Here is a 13723-nt window from a genome sequence, read left to right as displayed (position 1 = left end):
TTAAGCTAACTTCTTGTTTTCTAAGAAGTTTTCCGAGAGGTCTACGCCGGAAGAGGTGCGCATTATAGGCACCTCAGATTTGCCGTCAAGGGTTTTATTCAGCTTTTAGAGTAATTCGTGCAAAAGCCTTCTTACCCGCCTGATAAACCTGCGTCGTACCCACTTTAACTATATAGGTACGCTCAACCACCTCACCATCTACACGTACACCACCATTGCCCAGTAAGTCACGCGCAGCTGCCGAGTTCTTCACCAAGCCTGCTTTATTAAGGAGCGCAGAAATAGGCATATCCTCAACCGAGGACAACTCGATCTCAGGCAAGTCTTCCGGCAACTCGCCCTCTTTCATACGGTTGCCAGCAGAACGGTGAGCATTGGCAGCCGCTTCTTCACCGTGGAAGCGCGCAACAATCTCTTCAGCAAGCTTGATTTTGATATCACGCGGATTGGCGCCTGCTTCGACATCACACTTGAACTGGTTGATTTCATCCATGGAACGAAAGCTCAGCAGCTCAAAGTAGCGCCACATCAGCGAGTCAGGCATCGACACCAGCTTGTTATAGATCGCACCTGGCGCTTCTTGGATACCTATATAGTTGCCGAGCGACTTGGACATCTTCTTAACCCCGTCCAAACCTTCAAGCAGAGGCATGGTAACGATGCACTGCGAAGACTGGCCGTATGAACGCTGCAACTCGCGCCCCATCAGCAGATTAAACTTTTGATCTGTACCGCCCAACTCAACATCCGCCTTTAATGCAACAGAGTCATAGCCCTGAACAAGCGGGTATAGGAACTCATGGATCGCAATCGGCTGGTTGGTGGTGTAGCGGTTATTAAAGTCGTCACGCTCAAGCATACGAGCAACGGTGTACTGCGAAGCCAGCTTAATAAAGTCAGCCGGGGTCAGCTGCTCCATCCATGTCGAGTTGAATGCAACCTCGGTTTTAGCTGGATCAAGAATCTTGAACACCTGGGCCTTATAGGTCTCGGCGTTTTCCAGGACTTGCTCGCGAGTCAGCGGCGGCCGCGTGGCACTCTTGCCGCTAGGGTCGCCAATCATCCCGGTGAAATCTCCAATCAGGAAAATCACCTGGTGCCCCAACTCCTGGAATTGGCGCAGCTTATTGATAAGAACGGTGTGCCCGAGATGCAGATCGGGCGCAGTCGGATCAAAGCCCGCCTTAATACGCAGCGGCTGACCGCGCTTGAGCTTCTCGACCAGCTCAGATTCAACCAGGACTTCCTCTGCACCACGCTTAATTAGCGCTAGCTGCTCTTCAACCGACTTCATGGCAGGACTCATGACCACTAAAAAATAAAGGTGAACAACGATACAAGATCACAGACAAATGACAAGTTTTGCCAAACGACAAACAAACTTACACGATCGAGCGCTCACCGAGGGTTGCCTCATGGGCAATTTGGTTATATTTTATACAGTTAGTGCATATTCATCATGTGCTACCTACTTTATATCTTTTTCTTTTCATCTTTTCGTAGTCAAAAGCCACCTATGCCAAATATAACTAGCAAAAAGCCACCGCTTTACCCCAAAACCCACATTCTTGCGGCTAGCGGCGTTGCCGCCATCCTCAGCCTTGCCCTTCTGGTGTTTCCCACGCGAGAAGTAGAAGCCAAAAAAACCTACATTGGTCTGGATCTAGACAACCCTGCAGAGCAGTTCGAGCCAGGCAGCGATGCCGCCGACCTTATCAACCCAGAAGACGCAGTTCCTGCCCCATTCGCCAACATGGGCACTCCAACGCAAGCTGAAACGACCGCGTCAATTACCCCCGAAGTTCAGTCTGCACCTGTAGAGCCGCCAAAAAATCCTAACGAACGTCAACTGACAGTAGAGAAAGGCGACACGCTCTCGACATTGTTCGAGCGCGCCAATATTTCTGCCAGCACACTTCACGACGTGCTCAATAGCAGCAAAGAGGCGAAAAAGCTTACGCAAATCAAAGTGGGCCAGGTTTTGGACTTCAAACTCACTGATGATGGCAACCTTGAAAGCCTAAGCAGCAAGCTGAGTGACATGGAAACCGTCAGCATCGCGAAAACAGATGACGGGTATGCATTCAAGCGCGACCTGGTTAAGCCTGAAATACGCGATTCGTATGCCCACGGCGTTATCCGCAGCTCACTGTCACAAGCCGGTCAACGCTCCGGCTTACCCCATAGCTTGACCATGCAGCTGGCTAATATTTTCGGTTACGACATCGACTTCGCCATGGATATTCGTAACGGCGACGAATTTGAGGTGATCTACGAAGATAAGCTGGTCAATGGCAAGCGTGTCGGCAGTGGCAATATTCTTTCCGCACGCTTTACCAATCGCGGTAAAAGTTACACAGCGGTGCGCTATACCGATAAACGCGGCAATACCACTTACTATGGTGCTGACGGTAAAAGCATGCGCAAAGCCTTTATTCGCACGCCGGTAGACTACGCCCGTATTAGCTCTCGCTTTTCCAATGGCCGCCGCCATCCCATTCTGAACAAAATTCGCGCACACAAAGGTGTTGATTACGCAGCTCCGCGCGGCACACCCATCAAAGCCACTGGCGATGGGAAGATTCTTTCTGCTGGACGTCGCGGCGGCTACGGCAATGCGATCGTCATACAGCACGGCCAACGTTACCGCACGCTGTATGGCCATATGCAAGGGTTTGCTAAAGGGATTCGTACGGGCAGCACAGTCAAGCAGGGGCAGATCATTGGTTACATTGGCACCACTGGCCTATCCACCGGCCCGCATCTGCATTACGAGTTTCAGGTCAATGGCGTTCACGTAGACCCGCTGAGCCAGAAACTGCCGATGGCAGACCCAATTGCCAAGAACGAAAAAGCTCGGTTCATGGCGGTCAGCAAACCGTTAATGGCGCAGATGGATCAAGAGCGCAGCACCCTGCTCGCGCAGAACAAACGCTAACCTCAATGCCTTACTATATAGGTGTGATGTCCGGAACCAGTCTCGACGGTCTGGACATTGCCCTGATCGAGCAACACGACACTACTCGCCTCGTAGCAAGTCACTACATTGCTATGCCAGATGAATTACGCGCAGAGCTTCTAGCGTTGTGTTCTTCAGGCGCAGATGAGTTGGCACGTGCAGCACTTGCCGAGCAATGCTGGGTCAAGCTGGCTGCACAAGGTGTCGAGCAGGTACTGGCCCACTCAGGGCTGAAAGCCGAAGCAATCCGCGCAATTGGCAGCCATGGTCAAACCGTTCGCCATGAACCGGCTCGTGGCTTCACCATACAAATAGATAATCCTGCCCTACTCGCCGAGCTAACAAAAATCACCGTAGTGGCTGACTTCCGACGCCGCGACGTTGCCGCTGGCGGGCAAGGCGCGCCTCTGGTTCCAGCATTTCATGAAGCGCTATTCAGCGAAGGCAAAGGCGCAAGGGCTGTGCTCAATATTGGCGGTTTCAGCAACCTTAGCCTGATTGAAGCAGACAACCATGTCCACGGCTTCGACTGCGGCCCCGGTAATGTTTTGCTCGATGCGTGGATTCAATCTCAGCGCCAACAAAGCTATGACCAGGATGGCACCTGGGCGGCCAGCGGCCAAGTCCAGCAAGATTTACTTAAATCACTCTATAGCGATGCCTTCTTTAAGACCTCAGGCCCGAAAAGCACCGGCCGTGAGCTGTTCAATTTAGCTTGGCTTGAACAGCAGTTGAAGGCACTACCTCCGTATAAAGCAGAAGATGTACAGGCAACCCTGCTTGAACTGACCGCACAAAGTATCGTCGACTCATTGCAAGCAGCCCAGACCAACACCCAGGATTTACTGGTTTGCGGCGGTGGTGCGCACAACAGCACACTGATGCGGCGTTTGGCTCAACTGCTGCCGAACTGCCGAGTCGCCAGTACAGCAGCTCATGGCGTACCAGCTGATTGGGTTGAAGCAATGGCGTTTGCTTGGCTGGCACATTGCTGCCTAGAGAATATTTGTGCAAATCGTCCAAGCGTCACAGGCGCCAGCGGCTTACGTGTACTCGGAGCTATTTACCCCGCCTAGGGAGAACTGAAGTACAAAAAAGCCGCGATTAATCGCGGCTTTTTCATGTACCTAGAGGCTGATCCTTAGATTGAAAAGGATGAACCACAGCCACAGGTCGTTGTTGCATTAGGGTTCTTGATCACGAACCGTGAGCCCTCAAGCCCTTCTTGATAGTCGACTTCAGCACCCGCCAAATACTGGAAGCTCATTGGATCGACCACAAGACTAACGCCCTCGCGCTCCACGATGGTGTCATCGTCCGCAAGTTCTTCATCAAAAGTGAAGCCATACTGAAAGCCGGAGCAACCACCGCCTGTGACAAACACACGCAGTTTCAGACGAGGATTACCCTCCTCATCCACCAGGCTCTTCACCTTGCTTGCAGCACCTTGAGTAAATTGCAAAGCCGTGGGGGTGAAGGTTTCGACGCTCATGTTGACTATCTCCCGGCGCTAAGCGCCATACTGCGTTGCGGCTATTATCCGCTTACCCTACAAAAGCGGTCAACTATTGTACAAGCTCAGACTCACCATCAATCAAATTTTCTGGCAACTCGAGTGGACGTGCCTGGTCTTTCAGGTGGCACAAATTGCCTTCGATCTGAGCCCCCATGGCCATTTCCATCAGGCCATAATACAGGTTGCCCTGAACTCGCGCGCGCGACCCTAGCTCAAGGTGTTGGCTGGCATAGACATTACCCACCACCTCACCATCAATCACAATATGAGGGGCACGAATCTCACCTTCAACCTTGCCTTCAACACTTATACGAACCATGCCCTCACTGGTAACCAGGTTACCAGTAACTTGCCCGTCGACCTGAACGGCTCCCAAAAACTTCAAATCACCGCTTAGTGCTGCACCAGCTGCAATCAAACTGGTTTTACCATTAAAGCGCTGCAGATCCGGCTTGGGTTTATCTTTGTTCCACATGGCAATTGCTTACTCTTTGTTTAACCATTTGAATGTGCGCTCCAGTGGTTTCTCACCTTTGATCTCGGCACGCACTCGTATCTGACTTGGCTCAAAGCCGTCGGGCAGTTCAAGCTCGGCAAATCGCCCAGCCTCCGGGATCGATTTGAAATGCTTGAATGTGTAAGGAATAAGCGCGCCCTTGAAGGGTACAAACTGATCCTGACTGAGGCTAGAAAGCTCAAGCACTACCTTGCTCTTTGAACCTTGACTGCCCTCGACAGTAACGTGCAACTGCCCATTTAACGGTTTGTCGTCTTTACCTACACGACTGAGCAGTAGTTTGTAGCGAAAGCGCCGCGGATTTTCCGTTGCCTGCAGCTCAAAAGTGCGAATTCGCAAACCTTCTCGTCGACTTGCAGGTGCCAACACACCTTTATAGAACGACAGATCCTGTTGCTCTTTGAAGATTTGCTCCTCAAGCAGCTTAATTGTTAAGCGATTTTGCTCGTTGGCTTTCTCTGCAACGCTTGCGCCACTGGTCGCAACAGCGATCTGCGCATGTAAGTCATCTAGCTGGCTTTCCTGCTCAGCCAGACGCTTAGCCATCGGTTTGATTTGTGCTGCAAGTGCTGCGGTCCGCTGAAGTTGCCACTGCATGCCCGCGTAAAATGCCGCTGGCGCAGCAAGCAGTAACAGCAACATCAGAAGACGTGCTCGCCCAGAGCGGTCAGGACCGCTCGGGCGTACTTCCCAACCCGCCATCAGGGCAGCAAAGCAGCATGCGATAAGCCGGCACGCTCATCCAAACCAAATAAGATGTTCATGTTTTGCACTGCCTGGCCTGAAGCACCTTTGACCAGGTTATCAATGACCGAAAGAACAACGACTAAGTCGCCACCTTGTGGGCGATGCACAGCAATCCTGCAGACATTAGCGCCGCGAACACTGCGGGTCTCCGGATGACTGCCTGCTGGCATCACATCAACAAATGGCTCGTCGGCATAGCGCTTTTCAAACAGAGCCTGCAGGTCAACGCTGGTATCGGCCACTGTGGCGTAGAGCGTCGAATGAATACCCCGAATCATCGGCGTTAAGTGCGGCACAAAGGTAAGTCCAACAGCCTGGCCCGCAGCGCGACGTAAGCCTTGGCTGATTTCAGGCAAGTGGCGATGGCCTTTAACCGCGTACGCCTTCATGTTCTCACCCGCTTCACTGAACAATGAGCCGACGCTTGCGCCACGACCAGCGCCGCTAACGCCCGACTTACAGTCGGCAATCAGGCGACTTGGATCTGCTAAGCCAGCCTCAAGCAAGGGGAGGAAACCCAACTGGGTCGCGGTTGGGTAGCAACCCGGCACCGCAATCAAGCGCGCGCCCTTGATTGCTTCACGATTAACTTCAGGCAAACCATAAACCGCTTCAGCCAGTAACTCAGGAGCACCATGGGGCTGGCCGTACCACTGCGCCCACTCCTCAGCATTTTCTAGGCGAAAGTCAGCTGAAAGGTCGATTACCTTGGTGCCAGCATCAAGCAACTCACCGGCCAACGCATGGGCGACACCATGGGGCGTTGCAAAGAACACCACATCGCAGGCACCCAGCGTTGCCACATCGGGCACGCTGAATGCGAGATCAGGGTAGTGTCCGCGCAAATTGGGGTACATCTCATCAACACGAAGTCCGGCTTCAGAGCGCGAAGTAATGACTGTCACCTGAGCTTGCGGATGCTGTGCTAATAAACGCAGCAGTTCGACACCGGTATAACCTGTGCCGCCGACGATTCCGACCTTGATCATTACTTGCCCCCTACAGAAAGACACTGGAAAGCCTTTGATAATAAAGCCCTAAGGCGATGGGGCCAACTAGCAGTGATGACGGATGCGTAACGGAGCACTACTATCGCGGGTATTAATCAATTCAGGTCGCCCTACATGCTCTACTTGTGGCTCAAAGCCTTACACATTATCTCGATGGTTTGCTGGTTCGCCGGGTTGTTCTATTTACCGCGCTTGTTTGTTTATCACGCCATGAGTGAAGACAGTATCAGTCGGGAACGCTTCTGCATCATGGAACGCAAACTTTATCGCGGCATCATGACTCCAGCCATGATCGCCACAGTGGTATTTGGCGCAGCGCTGATCAGCCTGAACCCCAGTTACTACTTCAGCCAAGGCTGGATGCACGCCAAACTAGTATTAGTCTTACTTTTGATTGGTTATCAGCATCTCTGTGGTGCGCAACTCAAACGCTTCGCTTTAGGCGACAATAACCGCAGCCATGTGTTTTACCGCTGGTTTAACGAGGCGCCGGTGTTGGCATTGCTGGGCATTGTCATTTTGGTCATCGTTCGCCCGTTCTGACTTCATCCCATATACAACTCAAATAAGGTGCCGTGATGTCATTACCCCAATTGCTCGAACAACGTCTACGCCTGCCTGTAGTCGCCGCCCCCATGTTTCTGGTGTCGAACCCAAAGCTAGTAACGGCCTGCTGTAACAACGGCATCGTTGGGAGTTTTCCTGCTCTCAACCAACGCGAGAGCAGCGGCTTTCGAGCATGGATTGATGAAATCGAAGCCGGGCTCAATGACAACGCGGCCCCCTATGCGGTGAACCTTATCGTTCATGGCACCAATCCTCGCGTGCAGGCCGATCTGGCCATCTGTGTTGAAAAGCGTGTCCCTCTCGTGATCACCAGCCTGGGCGCCGTCAAAGAGGTGGTAGATGCTGTGCACAGTTATGGCGGTTTGGTCTTCCATGACGTCACGACGCGCCGCCATGGTGAAAAAGCAGCGGAAGCCGGCGTAGACGGCCTGATTGCGGTTGCCGCCGGAGCAGGCGGACATGCTGGAACCTGGAGCCCATTTGCACTGATCGCGGAACTGCGGCAGTTCTTCGATAAAACCCTACTGCTTTCAGGTTGCCTGAATCACGGCCATGAAGTCCTAGCAGCGCAAATCCTTGGAGCTGACCTTGCCTATATGGGGACCCGCTTTATCGCCACGCAAGAAAGTGACGCTGACCATGATTACAAACAGATGATCATCGACGCCAAAGCTGCCGACATCATCCACACCCCAGCCGTTTCTGGCATCCCGGCTAGCTTTATGCGCCAAAGCTTAGAGCGCGCAGGCTACGACTTGAAGCAGTTGCAAAATAAAGGCGAAGTTAATTACGGCGACAAACTCAAGCCGGTCAGTGATGAAGCAAAAGCTTGGAAAACCGTGTGGTCCGCAGGGCAAGGCGTCGGCGAGATCAATGAAATACCCGATGTCAACTCGCTAATTTCACGACTGGATCACGAGTATAAGGCGGCACTAGAGCGCACGCTGCGTTTACAACGGCAGTAAAGGAATCAATAATCACTCTTATTTAGCGGCATATTGCCATCAGTGCTTTACCGATCCGTTGCCGCCATTAGAGATGCGCCCTGAAAAACCAACATTTATATTCTAGGCTCTGATCAAACGACAAAATTCGCCATCACTCACAACACACTAGCGCCGACAAGGAAGCTCGCATGACACAAGCTCGTTTCAAGATTGTTTTCAATGGTGAATTGATGCCTGAGGTGGCACTTGAGACCGCCAAGGACAATCTAGCCAAGCTATTTAAAAGTGACAATGCACGAATCAATACACTTTTTAGCGGTAGCCAGATCGCCCTAAAGCGCGATTTGCTGGAAGGCGAAGCGGACCAATACATAGCCGTTCTCGAGCGTGCCGGGGCCAAAGCCCGCAAAGAGCCAGATTTGGCCGCTAGCCTGTCACTAGTAGACACCGAAGATCATAGCCAGGCCATCGAATCGACTGAAACCATGAAATGCCCTAAGTGTGGCCATCAGCAGGACAAGGCCATCGAATGCTCGGCGTGCGGAATTATCATTGAGAAATTCCTAGCGCGACAGGCTGCGCAAGAAGAAACCGCAACAGTGGCTCCTTCGCCAACTGTACCCGCACCGACAGCACCGGCTGTTCACACGCCTTACGCCCCGCCTCAGGCACCAGTGGGTGAGCACCTGCCAGCGTTTGGCGAGCTTAAGCCATTTACAACAGATGGCCGTATTGGTCGCTTGCGGTTCTTGGCATGGACATTTGTGTTAATGCTGGTTTGCGCGCCGCTTTTCGGTATAGCAGCAGCCGGGTCGTCAATTTCAGCGACAGTCGGCGTTATCTTGATACTCATCGTGACTGTCGCGATTGCAGTAGTCGGCGTGATGATCAACGTTCAGCGATTACACGACATTGGGTGGTCTGGCTGGCTATTGCTGATCACTATCGTACCTTTAGTTGGCAGTGTCTTTAGCTTGCTGATTTTGTGTGTACCTGGCACCAACGGCCCAAACCGTTATGGCCCACCACCTCCCGCTAACAGCACTGCGGTCAAGGTCTTATCAGGAATTGTCATCGGCATCGCTGCGCTGACCCTCATCGGCTTTATCATCGCGATGCTAACAATCCCAAATGCACTGCAAATGCTACAAACCGGGGCATTAGAATAAAGCGTTACGCTTAATGAATGCGTGGGGTCAGCACTGGCCCCATCACGGAGTACGCAACATGTCTCGATACGCCCTGGTTACAGGCGCTACTAGCGGAATTGGTTTAGCACTGGCTGAAGCGCTCGCTAGGCGCGGGCGCAACTTGCTACTGGTCGCCCGCCAGCGTGATGCCTTGGAAAGTATCGCCGCAGAGTTGGCCCAGCGCTTTTCCGTCGAGGTGTTGATCCGCGCTTGCGACCTGAGTAAACCGACCCAACTGACGGGCTTGTTGATGGAGCTGGAGGAAGGCACCTACTCCATTGATTTGTTGGTCAATAACGCAGGCTTCGGCACCTCAGGGGCTTTCGTCGCTCAGGACTGGACCCAGGAACAGCAATTGATTGAGGTCAATATGCTGGCCTTAGCGCGTCTTTGTCACTCCGTGGGTAATGTCATGGCAGGACAAGGCAACGGCCAAATACTTAACGTCGCCTCCGTAGCTGCGTTTCAACCCGGTGCCTGGATGGCCAATTATTACGCCAGCAAAGCCTATGTGCTGCACTTGTCGGAAGCGCTGCGCGAAGAACTTAAGGAGTATGGCGTTGCAGTGTCTGTGCTCTGCCCGGGACCAACCCGAAGTGCGTTTTTCCGCAAAGCAGCTCTGGATGACAGACGCCTGAGAAACAGCAAATTGATGCTCAGCGCAGAGGAAGTTGCACTGATCACCGTGCGTGCGCTGGATAAAAACCGAGCAATTATCATTCCCGGCTGGCGCAATCGTTTGCTGGCACTTTCGCCGAGGTTCGCCCCACGCTGGCTGGTGAGAAAAATAAGCGCGCGGCTTAACCGCCAGTTTCTCGCGCAACCTTAGCCGTTGGCAGCCACTGCACGATCTTTTGCCCAGTTGCGCAACGCGGTGAGATGCTCCGCCATCACCACCGATAACGGCGACGTACTCTGAACGCCTTGCAGCAGGAGTGCTAGATCAACCGATTGCTGGCGCGCCTGCGCGGCGTACAGTGCGCTGACCACTAACTGTTCAATTTCAGCACCCGAGAATCCCTTACTGGCACTGGCCAGCAACTTGAGATCAAACTGCTGAGGATCAAGTTCGCGGCGTTTGAGGTGGATGCTGAAAATGTCCTCGCGAGAGGCCGAGTCTGGCAAATCCACAAAGAATATTTCATCGAAACGGCCTTTGCGCACCAACTCAGGCGGCAGTCGCTCAATGACGTTTGCGGTTGCAACTATAAACACAGGGGTCTTGCGCTCGGACATCCAAGTCAGCAATGTGCCCAGTACCCGCTGACTCACGCCACCGTCGTTATCACCGCTGGCCAGGCCTTTCTCGATCTCATCAACCCAAAGCACACACGGCGACATTTGTTCGGCCATTTTCAGCGCTTCACGCAAGTTACGCTCCGTTTCACCGAAAAACTTGTTGTACAGATTGGCAAAGTCCAGGCGTAGCAGCGGCAAGCCCCAAAGACCGGCAACTGCTTTCGCCGCCAAACTTTTACCAGCACCCTGCACGCCAACCAACAACACGCCTTTTGGAAGGTCTTGCGTAGCAGCCTCCATAAAGGCAGTTTGTCGATCCGCCAACCAACGCTTGAGATTGTCGAGCCCGCCAACATCGGCAAAGTTTGCGGTTTCATACTCAAAGCTGAGCACGCTCTCAAGATCGAGCAGTTGCGATTTGGCTTTATTTAACTCCGGCAGGTCTTCCTGGGTGATTGCGCCGTCGTCGCAAATCACTTTACGCGCTAATATTCGAGCCTCTGCGTGGCTCATCCCCCGTAAGTTTTTAACCACCTGCTGCAAAGTCCGATTGTCGGTGCGGACACGGGTATTGCGATTGCGCTCACTCCAGCGCGTGGCTTCCTCACGAACGATTGCCAATAGCTCATCTGCGCTCGGCAGTGCCAAGCTTAAACGTGCCGCATAACGCTGAATCTCGGCCGGTAGCTGACACGCATGTGAAACCAACACCAATGTGGGTTTGTGCGGGCTGTCATCCATCGCGATTTCTTTGAGCAAGCGCACCAGCTTTGGGTTATCCGTGATAAATGGATGCAAATCACACATGACATAAAGGTTCGGCTGCGGGTCCGCTTTGATCAAGCGCAGTGCGGCCTCAGGTTCACTCGAACCCTCCCCGCCACTGGCATCAGTTGTGAAGCCAAGATGCTGTATACCTTCAGTAATCGACCAGGTGTACAGGCCTAAACCGCGCTTAACCGCCAAGCTGGTGAGCGTTTGTAAAACGCGCAACTCGTCCCAAGACTCGATCAGCACCAATTTGATCTTCGAGTCGAGCACCAAACCGAGGTCATGGATGTCGTTTTTCACAGCAACTCCCTAAATCCTTTACGGAACCAACAGCTGCACACTAGAGCCACGGTTATAACAGCATGGTGTTAGGGAACCTCTGAAAAATGTAGCGCAGTAGTTTTCAGCGGTTCCTTAGGTGACGATCATAATGCGCTTGGGCAAGATATTCATTTAATGCTGTTAAAGTTCAAGGGCACAGAGTGAAAACCAACCACCAACTGTAAACCCACCCCCGTAGCCACAATCAGCAGGCGAATGCACGGCTGATCTCGATCAAGCCTTGCTTTGTTGATTAGCGTAAACTGTAGGCAATTGTTCTTGCCGGAGGTTATCCCATGGCCAGTGACCGCCAATATTCACCAGTAGATCGCCTGTTATTACAGGCCGATGTTGCCTTACGCACGCTGCTACCATTCAGCGGCCAGCCCACGCGACCTTCTCCTGCTGTTGTGCAGCCAGAGTCCGAACTTGATCCGCAACAAGCCAAACATATTGCTGGTTTGATGCGCATCAACCATACCGGCGAAGTGTGCGCTCAAGCGTTGTATCAAGGCCAAGCGTTGACCGCTAAATTGCCCGAAGTTCGCGAGGCAATGGAACACTCAGCCGACGAGGAAGTTGACCATCTGGCCTGGTGCGAACAACGTATTCACCAACTTGGCGGGCGTCCAAGTGTATTCAATCCGCTGTTTTATGGATTGTCGTTTGGGGTAGGCGCGCTTGCGGGGCTGGTCAGTGACAAAATCAGCTTGGGCTTTGTCGCGGCGACAGAAGACCAGGTGGTTAAACACTTGGACGAGCACTTGGTGCAAGTGCCTGAGCATGATGAGAAGACCCGGGCGATTCTCGAGCAAATGCGTGAAGACGAGAGCCATCATGCCAACACCGCGCTAGAGGCTGGCGGGATCAAGTTCCCGCGCCCAGTGAAATTCGGCATGACCCTTCTTTCCAAGGTCATGACTAAAAGTGCATACCGCATCTGACGCCAGCAGCCACAGTTATCGCGCGACCGATAAAGACTAAATGGCCGCGCAACAAAAAGCCCGCAACTGCGGGCTTTTTGTTGCGCAGAGAATCTACTTAGGCATATTGCGCGCGTAGAAGATCTCAAGCATTTCGTGACGCAAGCGCTCTTCTACCTGCTGGCGCTGTTCGGGAGTCAAACTGCGTGTGGCATCACCGAAGAGGTAATCATCCAAGTCGTAGTTTTTAAGCAGCATTTTGGTGTGGAAGAGGTTTTCCTGATACACGTTGACGTCCGTCATTTGATAGGCGTCTTGAGTGTCATCAGACAGATAATTCTGGATCGAGTTGATCTCGTGATCGATAAAGTGCTTTTTGCCTTCAACGTCACGGGTAAACCCACGAACGCGGTAATCGACAGTCACAATATCCGAGTCAAATTGATGGATCAGATAATTCAACGCTTTGAGCGGTGAAATCACGCCGCAGGTCGACACATCGATATCAACCCGGAAAGTGGCAATACCATCAACCGGATGGATTTCCGGGTAGGTATGGACGGTGATGTGGCTCTTATCCAGATGCGCAAGGATGGTCTCAGGCAATGGGCCTGGTGACTCCTCGATCTGACTTTCGGTCGGCTCAACCGGCTGCTCGGAGATCAGGATAGTTACGCTAGCGCCTTGCGGCTCGTAATCCTGACGGGCAATGTTAAGGATGTTGGCACCGATAATGTCAACAACATCAGTGAGAATCTGCGTCAGGCGTTCAGCATCGTACTCTTCGTCGATGTACTGAACATAGGCCTGCTGGTCTTCCGGCGTTTCCGCGTAGCAGATGTCATAGATGTTGAAGCTCAAGGTCTTGGTCAGGTTGTTAAACCCATGGAGCTTGAGTCTGCTTTTCACCGTTTTAAAACTCTCTATAGAAAGCGGCAAGGCCGCGTGGTCGAGCATGCCCGTCAACCGTGAAGTACTCGGTTGCGTAGGACGGTTAACACCTCTTCGCTTTGGCG

Annotated in this window: 14 protein-coding genes; 7 read left to right on the top strand and 7 right to left on the bottom strand. The window is 52.7% G+C overall.

Annotated features, from left to right (window positions below):
* Positions 1-94 precede the first annotated feature (94 nt).
* Positions 95-1294, bottom strand: coding sequence for a tyrosine--tRNA ligase (tyrS, locus tag ACIGCM_RS22730; protein ID WP_397504337.1), 1200 nt, complete (start codon positions 1292-1294; stop codon positions 95-97).
* A gap of 222 nt (positions 1295-1516) precedes the next feature.
* On the opposite strand from tyrS, the gene ACIGCM_RS22725 reads away from it, so the two are divergent.
* On the top strand, positions 1517-2938 hold the full coding sequence (locus tag ACIGCM_RS22725; RefSeq protein ID WP_397504336.1) for a peptidoglycan DD-metalloendopeptidase family protein: 1422 nt from the start codon (positions 1517-1519) through the stop codon (positions 2936-2938).
* 5 nt (positions 2939-2943) lie between these two features.
* A complete protein-coding gene (locus tag ACIGCM_RS22720; protein WP_397504335.1) occupies positions 2944-4035 on the top strand; it encodes an anhydro-N-acetylmuramic acid kinase in 1092 nt (363 codons plus the stop codon).
* A gap of 65 nt (positions 4036-4100) precedes the next feature.
* Here ACIGCM_RS22720 and erpA read toward each other — a convergent pair whose 3' ends face one another.
* The 4 genes from erpA to argC all read right to left on the bottom strand — a co-directional run bounded on the left by erpA (position 4101) and on the right by argC (position 6728).
* On the bottom strand, positions 4101-4451 hold the full coding sequence (gene erpA, locus ACIGCM_RS22715) for an iron-sulfur cluster insertion protein ErpA (protein WP_010486164.1): 351 nt from the start codon (positions 4449-4451) through the stop codon (positions 4101-4103).
* 73 nt (positions 4452-4524) lie between these two features.
* Complete coding sequence (locus tag ACIGCM_RS22710) at positions 4525-4950, bottom strand: polymer-forming cytoskeletal protein (protein WP_397504334.1); 426 nt, start codon at positions 4948-4950, stop codon at positions 4525-4527.
* Between the two features lie 9 nt (positions 4951-4959).
* Positions 4960-5634: a DUF6776 family protein gene (locus ACIGCM_RS22705; RefSeq protein ID WP_397504333.1), complete on the bottom strand. Its 675-nt coding sequence runs from the start codon at positions 5632-5634 to the stop codon at positions 4960-4962.
* A gap of 59 nt (positions 5635-5693) precedes the next feature.
* The gene (argC, locus tag ACIGCM_RS22700) at positions 5694-6728 is read right to left on the bottom strand and encodes an N-acetyl-gamma-glutamyl-phosphate reductase (protein ID WP_397504332.1); all 1035 of its coding nucleotides are present in this window, start codon (positions 6726-6728) and stop codon (positions 5694-5696) included.
* A gap of 135 nt (positions 6729-6863) precedes the next feature.
* Between argC and hemJ the strand changes: the two genes are divergently transcribed.
* The 4 genes from hemJ (at position 6864) to ACIGCM_RS22680 (ending at position 10282) form a co-directional block, all read left to right on the top strand.
* Complete coding sequence (gene hemJ, locus ACIGCM_RS22695; protein ID WP_397504331.1) at positions 6864-7292, top strand: protoporphyrinogen oxidase HemJ; 429 nt, start codon at positions 6864-6866, stop codon at positions 7290-7292.
* 35 nt (positions 7293-7327) lie between these two features.
* Complete coding sequence (locus ACIGCM_RS22690) at positions 7328-8281, top strand: NAD(P)H-dependent flavin oxidoreductase (RefSeq protein WP_397504330.1); 954 nt, start codon at positions 7328-7330, stop codon at positions 8279-8281.
* A 170-nt stretch (positions 8282-8451) separates the two neighbouring features.
* Positions 8452-9432, top strand: coding sequence for a DUF805 domain-containing protein (locus ACIGCM_RS22685; RefSeq protein ID WP_397504329.1), 981 nt, complete (start codon positions 8452-8454; stop codon positions 9430-9432).
* A gap of 58 nt (positions 9433-9490) precedes the next feature.
* Positions 9491-10282, top strand: coding sequence for an SDR family NAD(P)-dependent oxidoreductase (locus tag ACIGCM_RS22680; RefSeq protein WP_397504328.1), 792 nt, complete (start codon positions 9491-9493; stop codon positions 10280-10282).
* Here ACIGCM_RS22680 and ACIGCM_RS22675 read toward each other — a convergent pair.
* Entirely contained in the window at positions 10279-11763 is a 1485-nt protein-coding gene (locus ACIGCM_RS22675) for an AAA family ATPase (protein ID WP_397504327.1), read from the bottom strand. The genes ACIGCM_RS22680 and ACIGCM_RS22675 overlap by 4 nt on opposite strands.
* Positions 11764-12080: 317 nt before the next feature.
* Here ACIGCM_RS22675 and coq7 point away from each other — a divergent pair, with 317 nt between their 5' ends.
* Positions 12081-12728, top strand: coding sequence for a 2-polyprenyl-3-methyl-6-methoxy-1,4-benzoquinone monooxygenase (coq7, locus tag ACIGCM_RS22670; protein ID WP_397504326.1), 648 nt, complete (start codon positions 12081-12083; stop codon positions 12726-12728).
* A gap of 93 nt (positions 12729-12821) precedes the next feature.
* Here coq7 and speD read toward each other — a convergent pair whose 3' ends face one another.
* Positions 12822-13616, bottom strand: coding sequence for an adenosylmethionine decarboxylase (speD, locus tag ACIGCM_RS22665; protein WP_397504338.1), 795 nt, complete (start codon positions 13614-13616; stop codon positions 12822-12824).
* Positions 13617-13723: the final 107 nt, after the last annotated feature.

This window comes from Pseudomonas sp. NPDC078700, from assembly GCF_044542375.1.
Classification (GTDB): Bacteria; Pseudomonadota; Gammaproteobacteria; order Pseudomonadales; family Pseudomonadaceae; genus Aquipseudomonas.
This window is presented reverse-complemented; position numbering and strand designations above follow the sequence as displayed.

Excerpts from the sequence above, each read along its gene's own strand:
- ACIGCM_RS22720 (WP_397504335.1), top strand. The coding sequence starts at position 2,944 with ATGCCTTACTATATAGGTGTGATGTCCGGAACCAGTCTCGACGGTCTG.
- coq7 (WP_397504326.1), top strand. The coding sequence starts at position 12,081 with ATGGCCAGTGACCGCCAATATTCACCAGTAGATCGCCTGTTATTACAG.
- ACIGCM_RS22690 (WP_397504330.1), top strand. The coding sequence starts at position 7,328 with ATGTCATTACCCCAATTGCTCGAACAACGTCTACGCCTGCCTGTAGTC.
- ACIGCM_RS22680 (WP_397504328.1), top strand. The coding sequence starts at position 9,491 with ATGTCTCGATACGCCCTGGTTACAGGCGCTACTAGCGGAATTGGTTTA.
- ACIGCM_RS22710 (WP_397504334.1), bottom strand. The coding sequence starts at position 4,950 with ATGTGGAACAAAGATAAACCCAAGCCGGATCTGCAGCGCTTTAATGGT.
- tyrS (WP_397504337.1), bottom strand. The coding sequence starts at position 1,294 with ATGAAGTCGGTTGAAGAGCAGCTAGCGCTAATTAAGCGTGGTGCAGAG.
- argC (WP_397504332.1), bottom strand. The coding sequence starts at position 6,728 with ATGATCAAGGTCGGAATCGTCGGCGGCACAGGTTATACCGGTGTCGAA.
- erpA (WP_010486164.1), bottom strand. The coding sequence starts at position 4,451 with ATGAGCGTCGAAACCTTCACCCCCACGGCTTTGCAATTTACTCAAGGT.
- ACIGCM_RS22725 (WP_397504336.1), top strand. The coding sequence starts at position 1,517 with ATGCCAAATATAACTAGCAAAAAGCCACCGCTTTACCCCAAAACCCAC.
- hemJ (WP_397504331.1), top strand. The coding sequence starts at position 6,864 with ATGCTCTACTTGTGGCTCAAAGCCTTACACATTATCTCGATGGTTTGC.
- ACIGCM_RS22705 (WP_397504333.1), bottom strand. The coding sequence starts at position 5,634 with ATGTTGCTGTTACTGCTTGCTGCGCCAGCGGCATTTTACGCGGGCATG.
- ACIGCM_RS22685 (WP_397504329.1), top strand. The coding sequence starts at position 8,452 with ATGACACAAGCTCGTTTCAAGATTGTTTTCAATGGTGAATTGATGCCT.